Here is an 18,672-nt window from a genome sequence, read left to right as displayed (position 1 = left end):
TGATGAAGCTGAGCCGTGCGTTAATGCGGAACCGTGCGCTACCGCTGTTTGTCTGGATCTGCGGCCTGCTGGTGCTGTGGGAGGCGGTCTCCTGGTGGCTGCTGCATGTGGCGAAGACGCCGCTGGCCCAGTCCAAGCTGCCTTATGTCCACGAGGTGGCGCTTACTCTGTGGCAGTACAGCGGCACCCTTCTCCGTGAAGGGGGAGCTACCTTCGGCAATGCCGGGGTGGGCTTCCTGATCGGAGCGCTCTCTGGAGTGCTGCTGGCCGTGCTGATGAGTCTCTCCCGGACGATAGAGCAGCTTGCCTTCCCGTATGCGGTTGCTTCGCAGATGATTCCGATTCTGGGGCTGGCGCCGATTATATACGGGATTGTGCGGGATGAGCAGCTGTCGCGGATCATCATCTCCGGCTATATCACCTTCTTTCCGGTGGCGTTGAATATGCTGCGCGGTCTGCGGAGTGTGGACCCCTCTGCCCTGGAGCTGATGCACTCTTATGCCGCTAAGCCGTGGGCTGTATATTGGAAGCTGCGCTTCCCGGCAGCGCTGCCGGGGCTGTTCAGCGGGCTGAAGATTGCAGCGCCGCTGGCTGTAACGGGTGCAATTCTGGTTGAGCTCATGGGTGCGCAGCGCGGGATCGGGGTCATTATGCTCCGCAATCTCTATTACGGACCCTCCCATACGTATATGTTCTGGTCTACGGTACTGGTTGGTGCTCTGCTGGGCATGGCCAGCTATTGGCTGATGAGTCTGGTGGAACGTCTGGTAGCCCCCTGGCAGCCGGAATTCCGTCCCCAAGGAGGCAGCCGCTAATGGAAAGTAATACGGTTCGCGAATTCCCGTCATCTAACAACGTTATTACGCCAGATACGGATCAAGGCGGAGATCCATGGAAATTCCTGAAATGGCTGAACCCCGGGTTCGTGCTGCCGCTGCTTGCCGGAGCTTTGTTCCTGCTGCTGTGGGAGCTCCAGATCTTTCACCGCATCTTCGATCTGAAGAAATATCAGCTCCCCTTGCCCTCCGCCATCGCTGAAGCGATGCGGGACAATCTCAGTCTGCTGCTCTCTTATACAGGGTATACCCTCACTGAAGCCGTTCTTGGTATGCTGATCGGCTCCGGCTGCGGCTTCCTGATTGCCTTGGCTGCTACGGCCTGGCCCCGCTGGGGCGGCGGCAGTCTCACGATGGTAGCTGCACTCAATGCCGTGCCCATTGTGGCGCTTGCCCCTATCATGAACCTGTGGTTCGGGGACGGCATCGGCTCGCGGGCGGCAATTGTGACCGCGACCACTATGGCGGCTATGGCGATCAATGCCTACAAGGGCATGGCGGCTGTGGACCCGCTGGCGCTGGACCTGATGCATTCCTATGCGGCAGGCAAACGGGCGGTATTCCGCCATCTGCGGATTCAGAACAGTCTGCCTTATGTATTCACCGCCTTGAAGATCAACGCTACCGCGAGCATGATCGGGGCGATTGTCGGAGAGTTCTTCTTCTCCTCGCGGGGGCTGGGTTATCTGCTCTCGAATTCCATCAAGGTGGCGAAGATGCCGCTGGGCTGGTCTTGCATCGTGCTTGCCGCGGTTGCCGGAGTAATCTTTTACCTGGTCGTAGAGCGGCTGGAGAAGGTGTTTATCAAGTGGCACCCTTCCCGGCGTACGTAGCGTGTAATTCCTGCATAGGGCAACAAGAACGCAATCATACTGTGTTAGGCCGTCTTACAAAAAAATGATTGGTAGGGGGAGTTGCTATGATGAAGGGCAAACAGAGCAAATATCGTGGAGGATTATGGCTTGCGGCGACTCTAATGCTGATCTCGCTGCTTGCGGGCTGCGGCGGCAACAACAACGCCAGTCCCTCCGGAGCAGAAGCGACTGCGGGGAATGCGGCGGCAGCTTCACCGGAAGCTGCGGCAACCACAGAACCGGCGGCTGAGCCGGTTACCGTGAAGCTGCAGCTCAAATGGGTGCCGCAGGCCCAGTTCGCAGGGTACTTCCTGGCGCAGGACAAAGGGTATTATGCGGCGGAGGGCCTGAAGGTTGAGATTCTGCCGGGCGGGCCGGATATCGTGCCTGAGCAGCAGGTGGCCGGCGGTTCGGCCGATATCGGGGTGGACTGGGTGGCGAGTCTGCTGACCAGCCAGGAGCAGGAGATGCCGCTGGTGCAGATCGCCCAGATTTTCCAGAAGAGCGGGCTGGTGCTGGTATCCAAGAAGGAGGCGGGCATCACTACACCGACTGAGCTGAAGGGCAAGAAGGTGGGCAACTGGATGGGCGGCAATGAGTTTGAGCTTCTGGCGCTTTTTGATAAATACAAGCTGGATTCAGGCAAGGATCTGAACTTCACCAAGCAGGGCTTCACGATGGACCAGTTCCTCGGCGGTGAGCTGGATGCGGCCTCGGCCATGACCTATAACGAATATCAGGTGGTGCTGGAGTCAGGCATTAAGGCAGAGGACCTCAGTGTTATCGACATGAATGACGAAGGTGTGGCGATGCTCGAAGACAATCTGTTCGCCAATAAGGAGTGGCTGGAGGGCAACAAGGAGACGGCGGCCAAGTTCGTCCGCGCTTCTCTGAAGGGCTGGGCGGATGCGATTGCTGATCCCGAAGCAGCTGTGGACAGTGTGATGAAGCTTGCGGAAGCGGGCAGTACAACCCGGGAGCATCAGCTGACGATGATGACAGAGGTTGCCAAGCTGATCCAGCCGGAGGGCTTCGATGCTTCCAAGCTGGGCTATACGGATGCTGCCGCCTTCCAGCAGACTGCCGATATCGCGCTGAAATTCGGGGTCATCAAGACGGCTTCCAAGGTGGAGGAGGCTTACACGAACGAGATTGTGGAGATGGCGGCGAAATAACAGGCAACAGGATTCCTTCATAGCTGAAGCAGATGGCCGCCTGGTAAGGCGGTCATCTCTTCTAGGGTAGCGGACGAACACAGGAAAAGAGGTGCGGACGATGACACTGCTCACGGGGCAGGCCAGTAAGGTGAAGAACTATATAAATGGAGCTTGGGTGGAGTCCTCCTCCGGGCGGCAGGAGGAAGTGTTCAACCCGGCGACCGGCGAAATCATTGCCTATGTGCCGATCTCCAGCCGGGAGGAGCTGGATGCAGCCGTGCGGGCAGCTTCCAGAGCTTATTCCGAGTGGAAAAGAGTCGCCGTCCCGCGCCGGGCCCGCTATTTCTTCCGGTACCAGCAGCTGCTGTTACAGCACAGCAAGGAGCTGGCGGAGCTGATCACGCTGGAGAACGGTAAAAGCCTGGAGGAAGCGCTGGGAGAGGTGCAGCGCGGCATCGAATGCGTGGAATTCGCCGCCGGCGCTCCCACGCTGATGATGGGCAGCCAGCTGCCGGATATCGCGACAGGCGTAGAGTCCGGCATGTACCGCTATCCCCTGGGAGTTGTGGGCGGCATCGCCCCGTTCAACTTCCCGATGATGGTGCCCTGCTGGATGTTCCCGCTGGCGGTAGCCTGCGGCAACGCCTTTGTGCTGAAGCCCTCCGAGCGGACACCGCTGCTGGTGAACCGGCTGGCCGAGCTGTTCGCAGAAGCGGGCTTCCCGCCGGGGGTGCTGAATGTGGTGCACGGGGCGCATGAGGTGGTGGATGGCCTGCTGGCGCATGAGGAGGTGAAGGCGGTCTCCTTCGTCGGCTCGCAGCCGGTGGCGGAATATGTCTATAAGCAGGGGACTGCGCACGGCAAGCGGGTGCAGGCGCTGGCCGGCGCGAAGAATCATTCGATCGTGCTGAAGGATGCCGATCTGGACCATGCGGTGAAAAATATCCTGTCCGCAGCCTTCGGCTCGGCGGGCGAACGGTGCATGGCCTGCGCTGTAGTGGTGGTGCAGGAGGACATTGCCGATGAGCTGGTGAGCCGGATCGCTGCGGCCGCAGATGGATTGAAGATCGGGAACGGCAAGGAGGAGGGTGTGTTCCTGGGCCCGGTCATCCGGCAGGCGAACAAAGACCGGACGATTGATTACATTGAAGCTGGGCTTGACGAGAAAGCGGTGCTGGTGCGGGATGGCCGCAAGGATGCTGCGGCTGCGGGCAACGGCTATTTCCTGGGCCCGACAATCTTCGATCATGTGGTACCGGGTATGAAGATCTGGCGTGACGAGATCTTTGCGCCGCTGCTGTCAGTGGTGCGGGTGAAGAATCTGGCGGAGGCGATAGCGGTCACGAATGAGTCGCCCTTTGCCAACGGGGCCTGCATCTATACTGACAGCGCCAGGGCGGTCCGTGAATTCCGTGAGGAGATCGATGCGGGGATGCTGGGTGTCAATCTGGGCGTACCTGCGCCGATGGCATTTTTCCCTTTCTCAGGGTACAAGAAATCGTTCTATGGAGATCTGCACGCGAACGGCCGTGACGGTGTGGAGTTCTACACCCGCAAGAAAATGATTACCGCGCGTTACTAAAAGAAGGAAAGCCAAGGAGGAGAGTGTGCCGTGCAGAGTCTGGGCAAAGAAAGTGAGCTGGCGGTTAAGAAGGACCAGCGGTATTTGTGGCATAATATGACTCCTTACAGTGAGCAGCATCCGCCGATGATTGCCGCTTCCGCAAGCGGTTCATGGGTTACCGATATCGACGGCAACACATTCCTGGACGGCATGTCTGGCCTGTGGTGCGTGAATGTGGGGTACGGGCGCAAGGAGCTGGCGGAGGCGGCGTACAACCAGCTGCTGAGCCTGCCGTATTTCCCGCTGACGCAGAGCCATATGCCGGCCATCGCGCTGGCCGAGAAGCTGAATGAATGGCTGGAGGATGAGTATGTCATCTTCTTCTCCAACAGCGGCTCGGAAGCGAACGAAGCAGCCTTCAAAATCGCCCGCCAGTACCAGCAGCAGACCGGCCAGCCTGACCGCCATAAATTCATAGCCCGCTACCGGGGCTATCACGGAAGCTCGCTGGGCGCCCTGGCGGCGACCGGGCAGGCGCAGCGCAAGTACAAGTACGAGCCGCTGGGCGGCGGGTTCCTGCATGTAGCGCCGCCGGACAGCTACCGCCGTCCGGCCGGCATGAGCGAAGAGGCGTTCAACCTCCAGTGTGCGCAGGCGATTGAGGATATGATCGTCTGGGAAGGCGCAGAGTCTGTAGCGGCGGTAATTATGGAGCCGGTCATTACCGGCGGGGGCGTAATCGTGCCGCATCAGGTCTATATGGACCGGGTGCAGGAGATCTGCCGGACCTACGGCGTATTGCTGATTATCGACGAGGTGATCTGCGGCTTCGGGCGGTCCGGCCGCAAGTTCGGACACCACAATTTCGGGATCAAGCCCGATATTGTCACAATGGCGAAGGGGCTGACGAGCGGCTATCTGCCGTTATCGGCTACCGCTGTGCGCAAGGAGATCTATGAGGCCTTCAAGGATAACAGCGATGACTACGGGCATTTCCGGCATGTGAACACCTTCGGCGGCAATCCGGCTGCCTGTGCGCTTGCCCTGCGCAACCTGGAGATTCTGGAGCAGGAGCGGCTGGTCGAACGCGCCGGAATTCTGGGCCGCAGGCTGGAAGGCGGGTTCGCTGGGCTTCTGGAGCATAAGCTGGTTGGCGATATCCGCAGCTTCGGGCTGGTCCTGGGGATTGAGCTGGTGGCGGATAAGGCCACCAGAGTGCCTGCTGAGCTAAGTGTGGTTAAGGGAATTATTGCCGACTGCAAAGCCAAGGGGCTGATTATCGGCAAGAACGGCGATACGGTGGCTGGCTTCAATAATGTGCTCACCTTCGCTCCGCCGTTATCCTCGACGGATGAGGATGTGCAGTTCATCATCGATACCTTCACAGCTGTGCTGAACGGGAGCTGGGCAGAGTGAATTTCTCCGGGTACAGGAACTGGTAGGCGCGCAGGGCGACCTGAATGGAGATCCGGTTCTCCGGGAGCATGAAGTCCTCGCCGAGCAGCTCGGTGATTTTGTCCAGCCGGTAGTAGAGGGATTGCCTGACGATGAAGAGGCTGCGGGCGGCGATCTGCTTCGACCCGTCATGATCGAGGTAGACGCGCAGCGTCAGCAGCAGTTCGCTGCCCTTCGCCTCATCGTGGTCAATCAGCGGGCCGATATAGCTGCGGATGAAATTCTCCAGCGTCTTGCCGTCGTTCAGGCTCAGCAGCAGCTGGAAGACGCCTAACTCCTCATACATGAGGACCGGCTTCTGGTAACAGGAATGGAGGGACAGCGCTTGTACAGCTTCCTGGTAACCGGCATGAGCATGCTTCAGGCCCTTGTGGGACTTGCTGACTCCGATGACGAGCTGCAGGTCCTTCAACTTTTCATCCGCACGGATATGCTGCAGGGAATCAAGCGCCTGCTGCAGGCGCAGCTTGCCGGGCAGCTTGGACTGGATATCCAGTGCGATGACGGTCAGCCGGTTGTTCTTCAGGGTGATCAGCGGCCGGAGGGAATACTTCTCGAAGATGGAGCGCAGAATGAGCGAAAGATGGAAGGTGATGGATTCCCAGTCATTCTCCGAGCTGTTCCATTTGACATCCCGGGGATTCTCAATCTCGATCAGACAGACCCGGTAGGGCAGCTCATTGACCAGGTTGAAGTCCGGGCCGACCAGCCCCTTGAGCCGGTTGTCGTCCTGAGTGCGTCCAGAGGCCAGCTCATCCACCCACAGATTCTCCGAGAACAGCTTCCGCTCCTCCATGTACCGCGTGCGCAGCAGCTCCTGTGCGATGGATAAGGAGGCGGAATCGAGCAGCAGACAGTCGAATTCCTGCGGCTTGTGATTACAGACCATCAGGATATAGGCCCAGGTCTGATCCAAGGCTCCAACGGGCTTCACGGCGATGGTCTTGTGGCCGTATTCGCGGATATAGGGGGCCGCCTCGGGCTGTACCCCTTCCATCTCTTCGCTGAAGGTCTCGAAGAAGCCCAGCAGCGGGCGCTGCTCCTCGGGCGCGAGGGCCGGGAAGAAGAGAGGTTTACCTTGCAGGTGCATATAGAGAATCTGTGTGCGGGTGCTTTTACATAACAATTGCAGGACCTTAAGGGTCCCCTGGGAGGTTAGGGTCAGCCGGTGGAATTCGCGGGAGATGCTCTCCAGCTCTTGCAGCATCCGGTGATGGCGGTTGATGATGAGAGAATGCAGATCGAGTGTAATGTCGACGAACCGTACAGTGCGGGTGAATTGGATCAGCGGAAAATCATGCAGGTTCGCCAGATTGATCATCTCCTGCGGAATGGCACTGAAGTAGGCTCCCAGCTCAATGCACAGGCAGGCGGCGTTCTTATCAATCAGATTCTGCATGAAGGACAGGGCGGCGTCGAGATCCGTGCTTGCGCTCATTCCGGTAGTCAGAATCATCTCTTCCCCGTGAATCAGACTCTCCAGGCTCGCGCTCTCCAGCACATGCACCCAGCGGACTGCCCGGTTCAGGCCGTTTCTTCCCCCGATCAGCTCAGCTTCAGCGAACAGCGGCCGCTTCAGCGCGTCGCGGATCGTAAATACAAGTTCAAAGTCCATAAGCTTCCCCCTCGTTAACATAGTTCTCAGGCCATTCTCACAGGTAAAAAATAGACTTTTGAAATTAGACAATCTGTCTAATGTAACGAAAAAACGAATTGACTATAGTTTGAATATAATATGTCAGGAAACTTAACTCAAATTGGAGTGTGATTAACGATTTTTATCGGCTTGAAGTTTATTTTACTACAATAATTCTTACAAGTATGCAAAATATTAAGGCGATCATCGTAATAATGTTATATTATATAACATAAATCGAAGCCGAGAGTGGAAGCTACTTTGGCCAGAAGGAGGGGTACCCAATGGAGCAATCTTCACCGTTAACCACATTTACACCTGAGCTGTTCATGCGTAATTTTGCCGAGGCAGAGCCGGGGCTTACCCGCAAGGGAGCTATCGAAGAATCTAACCGCTGTCTGTACTGCTATGATGCGCCGTGTATCCAGGCCTGTCCGACCAGCATCAATATCCCTTCCTTCATCAAAAGAATCGCTACCGACAATCTCAGAGGGGCGGCGCAGACCATCATGGACGCTAATCCGGTCGGCGCAAGCTGCGCACGGGTATGTCCTACGGAGGAGCTGTGCGAGGGGGCCTGTGTGCTGAACGGCGCTTCCGCACCGATTGAGATTGGCCTATTGCAGCGGTATGCCACGGACTGGGCGATCCGCAGCGGGCTCCAGCTTTTCCGGGCAGGTGAGCCTAACGGCAAGAAAGTAGCGGTGATCGGCGGAGGACCGGCAGGTCTGTCGGCGGCCAGAGAGCTGGCGCGCGAAGGCTTCCAGGTGGTGATCTATGAGGCGAAGCCGCTGGCCGGAGGCCTGGATACCCACGGGATTGTCTCCTTCCGGCTGCCGCAGGATATTTCGCTCTGGGAAGTGGAGCAGGTGGAGAGGCTGGGCGTAGAGATCCGCACGGGAATGAAGGTGGGCGTGGATATTTCCATAGAAGAGCTTAAGGCCGGATATGATGCCATTGTGCTGGCGGCCGGGATGGGGTACGTCCCTCCGCTGGGGATTGAAGGCGAGAAGCTGTCCGGTGTCTATGATGCAATTGAGTTGGTGGAGACCACCAAGACCGGGATTCCTGCCCTGGAGCTGATGGGACAGCGTGTGGCTGTCATTGGTGCAGGCAATACGGCCATTGATGCGGCCACCTGCTCGGTGCGGCTCGGCGCGGCGAACGTGAAGATGATCTACCGCCGGACTCGCGGGGAGATGACGGCTTATGATTTTGAATATGAATTCGCCAAGCAGGAGGGTGTGGAGTTCAACTGGCTGACGCTGCCGAAGCGGATTGTCGGGGATGAGCAGGGGAATGTCGCGGCACTGGAATGTGTGCGGATGGAGCTGAGCGGTGAGGCCGGGCCGGATGGACGCCTGTCTCCCGTGCCGGTGGCAGGCTCGGAATTCCTGCTCCCGGTGGATGCTGTAGTGGTGGCTATCGGCCAGAAGCGGCGGATGGACCTCATTGAGGCGCTGGGGCTTAAGCATAAGCGGGGGGTAGTGGAGATTGATCCCGCGACCGGCCGTACCTCTGATCCGCAGATTTATGCTGCCGGCGATATTGTTTTTGGGGCAGGAACGGGGGAGGCCATGGTGGTCTCAGCCGCGCAGCAGGGCAAGGATGTTGCCTATGCGATTGTGAAGCAGTGGTCAGGCCGTCAGGATGGCGTAGTCGGCTCTGCCGTATAAAGCGTATTTCTTAGAAGGGGAGGGAATGGCAATGGCAGATCTCAGTATTGATTTTGCAGGCATCAAGTCACCGAATCCGTTCTGGCTGGCCTCTGCGCCGCCTACCAATACAGGCTATCAGGTGCAGCGTGCGTTCGAGGCAGGCTGGGGAGGCGCGGTGTGGAAGACGCTCGGAGAGCCGGTCATCAATACCTCGGCCCGGTTCGCCGCCGTTCATTTTGGCGGCCAGCGTGTAGCGGGCTTCAACAATATTGAGCTGATTACCGACCGTCCGCTGGAGGTCAACCTGAAGGAAATCTATGAGACGAAGCGGAGATTCCCGGACCATACGATCATTGCTTCCCTGATGGTGGAGCCGAAGCGGGAGAAGTGGCATGAGATTGTGAAGCGCGTGGAGGCCATCGGGGTAGACGGTCTGGAGCTGAACTTCGGCTGTCCGCACGGCATGGCTGAACGCGGCATGGGCGCGGCTTCGGGCCAGCAGCCTGATTTGGTGCAGGCGCAGACCGCCTGGGTCAAGGAGGTGGCAACCACCCCGGTCATTGTGAAGCTGACGCCGAACATCACCGACATTACCGTGGTGGCCCGGCACGCCGTCAAGGGCGGAGCGGATGCGATCAGCCTGATCAATACCATCAACAGTCTGGCCGGGGTGGACATCCACAGCTGGAATACGATTCCGAATGTCGGCGGCCAGGGAGCGCACGGCGGTTATTGCGGCCCGGCTGTCAAACCGATTGCCCTTAGCATGGTGGCAGAATGTGCCCGGGACCGTGAAGTCGGCGTACCGATCTCCGGCATCGGCGGCATCTCCACCTGGCAGGATGTCGTCGAATTCATGCTGATGGGCTCGACAGGGATTCAGGTCTGCACAGCGGTTATGCATCATGGCTTCAGGATTGTGGAGGAGATGATCGACGGTCTGAACCATTACCTGGACGAGAAGGGGCTGGCTTCGGTAACCGAGCTGATTGGCAAGTCGGTGCCTAAGTATTCCAACTGGGGCGATCTTGACCTTAACTATCAAGTCGTTGCGCGGATCAACGAGGAGAACTGTATCAACTGCAATAAATGCCATATTGCCTGTGAAGACGCCTCTCATCAATGCATCGATATGCTGACGAATGCGGAGGGCAAGGCGATTCTGCAAGTGCGTGAGGAGGATTGTGTGGGCTGCAATCTGTGTTCGATTGTCTGCCCGGCAGACGGAGCCATTGATATGATTGTACTGGAGGGCGGAGCGGCCCCGATGAGCTGGAATCAGCGCAGCCGGATCATCAGCGGGGTTAACGGTTCTTATTCGGAAGCGGAGGTGGGATAAGATGAAGAAGATCATCAAGCACGGAATTATCGTTACAGCGGCAGATACGTATACGGGGGATGTCCTGATTGAGGATGGAATCATCAGTGGCATCGGCCTGAATCTGGAAGCGCCGGGAGCGGAGATCATTGATGCTTCCGGCTGTTATGTCTTTCCGGGAGGGATTGATCCCCACACCCATCTGGATATGCCCTTCGGCGGTACAGTTACCGCCGATGACTTCGAGACCGGCACGATTGCCGCTGCTTACGGCGGAACCACCACGGTCATCGATTTCTGCCTGACTACGAAGGGGCAGCCGCTCCAGCAGGCTGTAGATACCTGGCATCACAAATCGCAGGATAAAGCGGTCATCGACTACAGCTTCCACCTGATGGTGTCAGAGCTGAATGACAAGGTGCTCAGCGAGCTGCCGCAGATTATCGAGCAGGAGGGCATCACCTCGCTGAAGGTGTTCATGGCCTACAAGAACACGTTCCAGGCGGACGACGGGGTTCTGTATAAGACGCTTCAGGCGGCGAAGCACGAAGGGGCGCTGGTTATGGTGCATGCCGAGAATGGGGATGTCATCGAGTATCTGGTGGACCAGGCGCTGGCCGCAGGAAATACCGATCCGCTCTATCATGCGCTGACCCGTCCTCCTGAGCTGGAGGGCGAGGCGACGGGCCGGGCGGCGTATTTGACCGGGCTGACGGATTCACAGCTCTATGTGGTGCATGTCACCTGCGCCGAGGCGGCCTGGAAAATTGCGGAGGCCCGCAAGAAAGGGCTGCGCGTCTACGGCGAGACCTGCCCGCAGTATCTGGTGCTGGATCAGTCGGCGCTGGCGAAGCCGGACTTTGAAGGCGCCAAGTATGTCTGGTCCCCTCCGCTGCGCGAACAGTGGAACCAGGAGGTCCTCTGGGATGCCCTCTGGAGCGGGACGCTGCAGACCATCGGCTCTGACCAGTGCTCGTTCAACTTCAAGGGGCAGAAGGAGCTGGGACGGGGAGACTTCTCGAAGATCCCGAACGGTGGGCCCACCATCGAAGACCGGTTCAGTGTCCTCTACTCCGAAGGGGTGCAGAAGGGCCGGATCACGCTCAACAAATTCGTGGATATCATCGCCACCTCAAGCGCCAAGCTGTTCGGCCTGTTCCCGCAAAAGGGTACGATTGCCGTGGGCAGCGATGCTGATATCGTGATCTTCGATCCGGCAGTGGAACGGACACTGTCGGCAGAGACCCATCATATGAATGTGGACTATAATGCGTTCGAGGGGCTGGAAGTCAAGGGAGAGCCGGTCTCTGTGCTGAGCCGGGGAGAGTTCGTGATCCGGGACAAAGTATTCGTCGGTGCCGCAGGCCAAGGCAAATACCTGCACCGCAAGCGCTTCGAGGCCGAAGCTCCCCATCCGGCCCAGGCAGAAATCAGCGGAGGAGTGGTCTGAGATGTCAGCATTTGCAGAGTTCGACCGGGAACGGCAGGAAATCGACAATCTTGTCGGGCTGGGCTATAACGTTGCCGGAATCTATGAGGATCTGGACGGTGCCAGGGTTACCTTCATCCGCAGGGAGCCGGCCGGCGGGCCGGTGGAGCTGCTGCTGCTCACAGCGGACGCGCGCAAGCATGTGACGACGCTGCTTGTTGGCGGAAGCAGACCTGTGGAGTCGATTGAAGCCCAGGCGTAAACCGGAATAACGGAGATCAAGCTCCGAACGTCTCTGACGTTGGCTTGGTCTTTTAGTTACGTTTAGGAGAGTAAGGGTTTATAATGTATGCGGAAAACCGAATACAATCTCATGCCCCTCATGGCTAATGCTGTATCCCTCTAATTTGCAGGTTGGCATTGAGTTCATCCGTACGGAATTCATGGCGCAGGATAGACATGATCTGGAGTGACTCAAATCCACCCTCCGTCCGGATACATTCGCGGAGGGTGCCTTCCTTTTTGAAGCCGGCCGCTTCATAGACATGCTGCGCTCTGACATTGTAATCCTTAACGTCGAGCCACAGCCGGTGCGTATCCGTGAGATTGAATGCCCAATGGATCAGCAGCTTCAGCGTAACTGTTCCGTAGCCGCGTTCCTTGGTCTGTATTACAATCCGCTTGATACAGAGTGTGAGATTAGGATATGTATATACACCATAGTACAAGAAATATAGACGGCAGCTAATGATGTAAGGGATATGTATGTGGATGGAGCTGCCGCAGTTGCAGGGTACACTGCTACGTCAGACGGTTAACGGACTCCAGTGCAGAGAAGACGGAGACGGACGGAGATTGGGTGATTTCGATCCTTGCCGGGGCGTTCGCTGTGACATCGGGCGAGTAGAGATAGATGCTATTCGCGGCTTCAGAGGTGCGGATTCTGGTGAATTCATTGGCCAGGCTGATCGTTGAGGAGGAGGCAAGCGTAAGTTCTTTGACCCTCAGCTTGAACGTGACCAGAGTCTGATCTACTGCCGGAATCGCCTGCTGCCCGCTGCCCGCTTCAACCTGAATATCAATGCCGCGCATACTTGTGTTTTTTCCGAGATAGATACTGCCATCCACAGGACTCTGGAAATTGAACTGGAACAGGTTATCGACCTCATTGCCAGCCGTATAATTTCCTTCCGTATAGACCGAATGCTGTGTATATTCAAGGTTATCAAATACCTGGCTGTCATATTGGATAATGAAGTTAAGATAGCTGTAGCCAAGGTCATTTGGCGCGAAGTCTTTTAAATGCACCAGCACGGTAACTTCATCCCCCGGATTATAGGCCTCTTTGTCAGTGGTCACTTCAACAGACATCGCAGGAGCGGTGGTATCCACTGCAGCCTCACGAATCATGGACATCATAAGCGGCAGTACCTTCATCCCTCTGATTGCCCGCTTGAATCTATTCCTTTTATTCATGTTACATCCCCCATTGCCATCATAATGATGCATCCCTATGCACGAATGATCTTGTATATGAACAATGGTAACAATTGTCACTGATAAAATACTGATAAACGTCGAACCATGGCGTAAAATATCGAAAAAATGCCGGGATTATAAATAAAATTCTAAAGCTCCTCTAGCCCATGCAGGAATTTCATCTCTGCAAAAGCCGATTTGTGAGTTCTGGATTTCCATCACCACCTCAGGTTCACTGGTGTTGTCGATAATGGTGACTTCATCTGAGATCTCTAATGCAGGTTTCAGGTTGCTCAAGGATTCACCGTATCTCCAGCGGATATCTTTTTCGGCAATCCAATGCCCTCCTTGCTCCACTCTTGAAGCTACCCGATCTATATGCATTTGCACATCCTGTAATCCAATATAATACATGACGACTTTATAACCTTGTTGCTTAGCTGTCTTCATGTGACGTAAGACAAAACTTCCCGATAGAGTAGTTTCTATAGCGAAGTTTTCTTTACGACTGATTAGTTCCCTTATTTGCTTTACAGCCTCTCGTCCAGCAGACAGATCTGCACTTCTGGGATTTTCCGGATTAATCCTCTTAGCAATCTGGTCCGGATCAATAATGGTTCCAACATAGTCCCTCAACTGGAAACTAATTGTGCTTTTTTCCAGCTCCATTAGTTCCGGCAAAAACCGTCATTACAGATTTAGATTCACTCATGACTAACAAGCTCAGTCCGGTTACCGGCTACATCATAAGTAATTTCGAATTTTTGACCAGTGGCATCTTCACGAATTCGTTTCCCGTTTTTTATATAATAGATGGAAGCTCCTGCTTTCTTGGCTTCTGCGACTGCATGCTGGTTTGCCTTTTTTAGTAACCGTTGTAATTCTTCTCTTTGGGGCAGCATTAGGATAGCACCTCACTTGAATATTGGGATTTATTTTATGATAGTATAACACAACCCAATTCCCCCCCTGAAAATACCCCGACCCTATTTACCCAGCCGCCGGTATTCGTCGACGAACCAGTCCGGCAAGGCGTCGCCGGTCTCTGCAATGTAGGATTCACTGAACTGGGTGAATTTGCGCTGTGCGCGCAGGGGTTTGGCGGTTTCGTAATAGATCGCAATCAGCCGCAGGGCGTAGCTCTCCTCCAGCGGCTCCAGCTCCGTCAGGCGCATGGCGTAATCTTCGGCCTCGTGTGGCCGTGCAGCCTGCACCAATCCCAGGGTAAGCTGCTCCAGCAGCTTGAGGTACAGCCGGCGGTATTTGTCACGGGCGGAATACACCCAGAGGCTGTCCAGCGACTGAAGCAGATCACCGGTGTACAGAGCGGCGGCCTGCTGCATACCCTCTAGCTGGCTGCTTTGCAGCGCAAGCGCCGCAGCTTCCTGGAATTTCTCAATGTCCCCCTCAATCCCCCTCGATTCCAGCCTGTAGTTTTCCCTGCCGAAGGTCAGCTCAATCTTGTCCTCCAGCGCGGCTTTCTTCAAGGTGGTGCGGATCTGGTAGACCGTAGTGTGCAGATATTGCTTGCCCTTCTCGTAATTCCACTGCGGAAACACATCATTCAGAATGACGCTGACACTGCCCTGCCTGTGAATCCACAGATACGCAAATAATTCCTGTGCCTTATGTGTCCTCCACTTCACCAAGCCCTGAGGGCTGGTTAGCTCATAATCCCCCAGGAGCCGGAACGCAGTTGTCCTCCCGGCTGCTCCAGTTGCTTCGGCTGCTCCGGCAACCCCAGGCGCTAGACGCTTACTGAGCAGCTTGTTCCAGGTCTTGAGCAGCCGCGAAGGATCAACGGGCTTCAGCAGATAATCCATCGCAGACAAGTCGAAGGCTTCGACAGCATAATTCCGGTAGGCGGTTACGAATACGATGTCTGTGTCCGGAGATACCGGCAACAGCTTCTCGGCAAAAGTGAGACCGGACAGCTCCGGCATCTGGATGTCCAGGAATAGAACATCCGGCTTCAGTTCGGAAGCAGCAGCGAGGGCTTCGCGCGGGTTATCGTACGTCAGGACAGAGGATACTCCTTCACACTGGAGCAGCAGCCGCTTCATCTGATCCAGTGCCGGCCATTCGTCATCAATTACCATTACAGAGATGCTCATACTCAGGAGACCTCCTCCTTCCATGGGATTGTTATCAGTACATCTATACCTCCGCTGGCTCCCCGGGTAAGAATCAGCGGACGCCCGAACTGTGTGAGCAGCCGGCGGTTAATGTTCCGAAGGCCGATTCCGGTGCCTTCGCCATGCGAAGACCGGTAGTCGTCCTTCATCCACGAGGATAGCTGTTCATCGCTCATTCCCTTTCCGTTGTCCGAGACGGTGATCAGGATATCACCGCCCTCCTGCCGGGTGGAGATGATCACTGTTCCTCCGTCAATTTTCTCCATCAGTCCGTGACGAACAGCATTCTCTACAATGGGCTGCACAATCAGCGGCGGCAGCGGGAATTCACTAACCTCAATATGATACTCGGCATTCAGCCGCTTCCCGAACCGGGCCTGCTCCAGTGACAGATAGGCTTCGATCAGCTCCAGTTCCTTCTCAAATGGAATGGCGGTCTCCTGGTTGCTGAAGTCGAAGCTGCCACGCAGGAAATGGCTCAGATCGTATAGCAACAGCTGCGTCTTCTCGGTGTCACGCGTACTCATCCAGATGATTGTATTAATAGCGTTGTACAGAAAATGCGGCTTGATCTGCGCACGCAGCATGGCGATCTCCGAGCTGAGCCGCTCGGAGACAGACCGCCTTAGCTGAACCAGCGTGTTAACCCGTCCCTTAAGATCGCTCCAGATATAAGGCTTATGGATAAAATCATTGGCTCCGGCGCGGAAGGCCGCCTCGTTGAAGTGAAGCTGCTGCCCGGCTGTAGCCATCAGGATCGGCAGGTCCAGCGGGGTGTAAGTCTGACGGATGATCCTGCATAGCTCAAGGCCGGACATCTCGGGCATCATAACATCGATCATACAGAGATCGAAATTACGGTCCACAGCCAGCAGCGCAAGCGCCTCCTTGCCGCTGCTGCGGCTTGCGATGCTGTAATTCTCCAGCGACAGCAGGTTGGTCAGAGCCTTCAGGTTGGCATAGTCGTCATCTACGATCAGGATACGCGGCGCATAGGGAACGGCTTGTCCGCTGGACTGCGGCGGATCAGCCGACCGGTATTTCCAGAGGTCATCCAGCATTTCCGGCTGGGTATACGCTTGTCTTAAGAGCGCCTGTTCTCCGGCTTGGGCGGCAGCGGCGGCTTCCGCCTCGTTGCCCGGAAGCGTGAAGGTGAATGTGCTGCCCCGGCCAACCCGGGAAGAGACGGAGATGCTCCCGCCATGCAGCTCTACCAGCTTACGGCTGATCGCAAGGCTCAGTCCGAGGCCTCCGGTCTCAAGGGAATCGGCCTCGCTCAGCTGCTCATAGTCATGGAAGATACACTCCAGCTGATCCTCGGGAATGCCCTTGCCGGTATCGGTGACAGCAATGGAGAGGAACTCCTCCTGCCAGGCGGCCTCGATGACCACGCTGCCGCGGTCCGTGAATTTCAGTGCATTATCCAGCAGGCTATAGAGGATCTGCATCAGCCGCTGTTCATCAGCCTGGACCAGGAAGCGGCCCGGCGGGATGTGATTTTTGATGCGGATGCTGCCCTTCTTGTTCAGGAACTGGAAGACCTCAATGACAATGGCTGCCACCCCCTGGACATCGACAGTCCCCCATTGCAGGGTGATGCGCTGGCGCTTGATCTGCTCATAATCGAGAATATCCCTGACCAGGAAGGCCAGCCTTCTGCCAGTACCGAGAATCAGCCGCATATCCTCCCGCTGGGACGGGCTTAGCGGTCCTCCGGCTCCCTCATGCATGGATAAAGCCACGTTAATGATGGCATTCAGCGGCGTACGCAGCTCGGCGGAGGTCTTCAGCAGGAACTCATCCTTATCCCTGTCCTTGCGCTCCAGCTGCCGGGACAGCTGCTTAATGGTCTCGTAGGCATGGGCGTGGCGCGCAGACAGGAACAGCCCTTCGGCAAGAATGAAGATCGGACCGGCTACCGGCGGAACAGCGTAGAGTTCGGTACCGAAGAACAGATTGCTGGCTAAGGATAAGGTGAACATGACTGCGGCAATCACACCGATCAGTAGATAGTTAGAACCGGTCTCCCTCAGCCAGGCAGCCTTGACCATGACATAGAAGGTATAGCAGACAGAGATGAAGCTGAAGGCCAGCAGCACCCCTGTAATCCGCGAATATACAGGCAGTGTGGTGAACAGTACAATGGTGCAGAAGCACAAGGCATATACGAAGCAGATCCGCTTGAAGAGCCGGGAATACAGTGCGGGAAACAAAGAATGGGTATAGCTGGACACGCAATAGAACCCGACTACACCCGACACCGCCTGCAGCTTGCTGAATCCTTCATAGGAGAGGGATGGAAGGTACTCGAAGAGCAGCTTCTCACTGTGAGTCAGCATGTAGAGGGCGATCACGAAGCAGTAGACAGCCAGCTGGAGCGAAGACTTGTCCTCTTTGCGCTGCAAGCCCTGGCCGATGAAATAGCAGCCGATAAAAGCAAAGCCTGCCACCAGCAAAGTGTCGTAGGTCCGGTTCCGCTGGTCGATGGCAGCTATAGCAGCAGGCGTGCCGATCCGGATAGGCTCCGCAATGCCTCCGTTTGAATAAGTGAAATTGGATGTATGTATCAGAATCTCCGCCAGGTTATCCTTGCTGTGAAAAATCAGGGAATACGGATGATTGCGCGGCTTGGTGGTCTCCCGGGATTCCCCCGGCGTTCCGCTTCCGCCCAGCCGCTCGCCATTTACATATACTTCGCTGGCATTGCGGATATTGCTCACCTTGAGGGCGAAGGCGGGAACCTCCGGCGGCAGCTGAACCAGCAGACGGTAGGTTGCATATCCGTAGCGGGAGAAGCCGGTAGCCTCCGATGCCCGGCCCCAAGCGCCGGGCACGGACATATAGGCCGGTGCCTCTGCTGTTCCGGATAAGGTATCCAGCGGTTCCAGCAGCTCCTGCCAATAGAATTCCCACTTCCCTTCAAGCGGGTAGACGGCAGAATTATCGAAGGTGCAGGAGGATAAATCGGCCCATCCTGACCTTGGGCTGTAGCAGGCAGACGAGGAGCCGAGCAGGGGGATCAGCGCCACTGCGGCGAGCAGGCCGATGCATAACAGGGCGAGCACTCTTTTGGCCAGCAGACTATAATCAAATGTTCTCATAATTTCATCATATCTCCGGCAGCTTGCGCTTGTCCAGCCTGTTGATTACA

The 18,672-nt window shown here is 56.4% G+C and carries 16 protein-coding genes; 9 read left to right on the top strand and 7 right to left on the bottom strand.

The features are described from left to right. Positions 1–2 precede the first annotated feature (2 nt). From NYE26_RS29210 to NYE26_RS29190, 5 genes are all read left to right on the top strand, one after another. Positions 3–815, top strand: a complete 813-nt coding sequence (locus NYE26_RS29210; protein ID WP_036728194.1) for an ABC transporter permease — start codon at positions 3–5, stop codon at positions 813–815. Continuing rightward, the gene (locus NYE26_RS29205; protein ID WP_051478257.1) at positions 815–1,669 is read left to right on the top strand and encodes an ABC transporter permease; all 855 of its coding nucleotides are present in this window, start codon (positions 815–817) and stop codon (positions 1,667–1,669) included. Before NYE26_RS29210 ends, NYE26_RS29205 begins: the two co-directional genes overlap by 1 nt. An 86-nt stretch (positions 1,670–1,755) precedes the next feature. Beyond that, positions 1,756–2,865, top strand: a complete 1,110-nt coding sequence (locus NYE26_RS29200) for an ABC transporter substrate-binding protein (RefSeq protein ID WP_339252047.1) — start codon at positions 1,756–1,758, stop codon at positions 2,863–2,865. Between the two features lie 100 nt (positions 2,866–2,965). Beyond that, the gene (locus NYE26_RS29195) at positions 2,966–4,429 is read left to right on the top strand and encodes a CoA-acylating methylmalonate-semialdehyde dehydrogenase (RefSeq protein WP_339252045.1); all 1,464 of its coding nucleotides are present in this window, start codon (positions 2,966–2,968) and stop codon (positions 4,427–4,429) included. A 30-nt stretch (positions 4,430–4,459) separates the two neighbouring features. After that, entirely contained in the window at positions 4,460–5,827 is a 1,368-nt protein-coding gene (locus NYE26_RS29190) for an aspartate aminotransferase family protein (RefSeq protein WP_339252043.1), read from the top strand. Here NYE26_RS29190 and NYE26_RS29185 read toward each other — a convergent pair. Next, a complete protein-coding gene (locus tag NYE26_RS29185; RefSeq protein WP_339252041.1) occupies positions 5,793–7,481 on the bottom strand; it encodes a PucR family transcriptional regulator ligand-binding domain-containing protein in 1,689 nt (562 codons plus the stop codon). The genes NYE26_RS29190 and NYE26_RS29185 overlap by 35 nt on opposite strands. Positions 7,482–7,786: 305 nt before the next feature. Here NYE26_RS29185 and NYE26_RS29180 point away from each other — a divergent pair, with 305 nt between their 5' ends. The 4 genes from NYE26_RS29180 to NYE26_RS29165 are packed head-to-tail and all read left to right on the top strand — an operon-like array spanning position 7,787 to position 12,169. After that, positions 7,787–9,178 carry an NAD(P)-dependent oxidoreductase gene (locus tag NYE26_RS29180; protein WP_339252039.1) on the top strand — a complete coding sequence of 464 codons (1,392 nt, stop codon included), beginning with the start codon at positions 7,787–7,789 and terminating at the stop codon, positions 9,176–9,178. 31 nt (positions 9,179–9,209) lie between these two features. Beyond that, positions 9,210–10,499: an NAD-dependent dihydropyrimidine dehydrogenase subunit PreA gene (preA, locus tag NYE26_RS29175; protein WP_339252037.1), complete on the top strand. Its 1,290-nt coding sequence runs from the start codon at positions 9,210–9,212 to the stop codon at positions 10,497–10,499. Position 10,500: 1 nt separating this feature from the next. Continuing rightward, positions 10,501–11,928: a dihydropyrimidinase gene (gene hydA, locus NYE26_RS29170; RefSeq protein ID WP_339252035.1), complete on the top strand. Its 1,428-nt coding sequence runs from the start codon at positions 10,501–10,503 to the stop codon at positions 11,926–11,928. A gap of 1 nt (position 11,929) precedes the next feature. After that, the gene (locus NYE26_RS29165; protein WP_339252033.1) at positions 11,930–12,169 is read left to right on the top strand and encodes a hypothetical protein; all 240 of its coding nucleotides are present in this window, start codon (positions 11,930–11,932) and stop codon (positions 12,167–12,169) included. A 124-nt stretch (positions 12,170–12,293) separates the two neighbouring features. Here NYE26_RS29165 and NYE26_RS29160 read toward each other — a convergent pair whose 3' ends face one another. From NYE26_RS29160 to NYE26_RS29135, 6 genes are all read right to left on the bottom strand, one after another. Next, on the bottom strand, positions 12,294–12,635 hold the full coding sequence (locus tag NYE26_RS29160; RefSeq protein WP_339252031.1) for a GNAT family protein: 342 nt from the start codon (positions 12,633–12,635) through the stop codon (positions 12,294–12,296). 73 nt (positions 12,636–12,708) lie between these two features. Beyond that, positions 12,709–13,383, bottom strand: coding sequence for a cohesin domain-containing protein (locus tag NYE26_RS29155; protein ID WP_209868600.1), 675 nt, complete (start codon positions 13,381–13,383; stop codon positions 12,709–12,711). Positions 13,384–13,521: 138 nt separating this feature from the next. Further along, on the bottom strand, positions 13,522–14,055 hold the full coding sequence (locus NYE26_RS29150; protein ID WP_339252027.1) for a hypothetical protein: 534 nt from the start codon (positions 14,053–14,055) through the stop codon (positions 13,522–13,524). A 35-nt stretch (positions 14,056–14,090) separates the two neighbouring features. Next, positions 14,091–14,288, bottom strand: coding sequence for a hypothetical protein (locus NYE26_RS29145; RefSeq protein WP_036728216.1), 198 nt, complete (start codon positions 14,286–14,288; stop codon positions 14,091–14,093). Between the two features lie 84 nt (positions 14,289–14,372). Further along, positions 14,373–15,500: a response regulator gene (locus NYE26_RS29140; protein ID WP_339252025.1), complete on the bottom strand. Its 1,128-nt coding sequence runs from the start codon at positions 15,498–15,500 to the stop codon at positions 14,373–14,375. 2 nt (positions 15,501–15,502) lie between these two features. Next, positions 15,503–18,622, bottom strand: coding sequence for an ATP-binding protein (locus NYE26_RS29135; protein ID WP_339252023.1), 3,120 nt, complete (start codon positions 18,620–18,622; stop codon positions 15,503–15,505). Positions 18,623–18,672: the final 50 nt, after the last annotated feature.

Origin of the sequence: Paenibacillus sp. FSL P2-0136 (genome assembly GCF_037975325.1) — a bacterium.
GTDB classification, from domain to species: Bacteria; Bacillota; Bacilli; order Paenibacillales; family Paenibacillaceae; genus Paenibacillus_AQ; species Paenibacillus_AQ silagei.
This window is presented reverse-complemented; position numbering and strand designations above follow the sequence as displayed.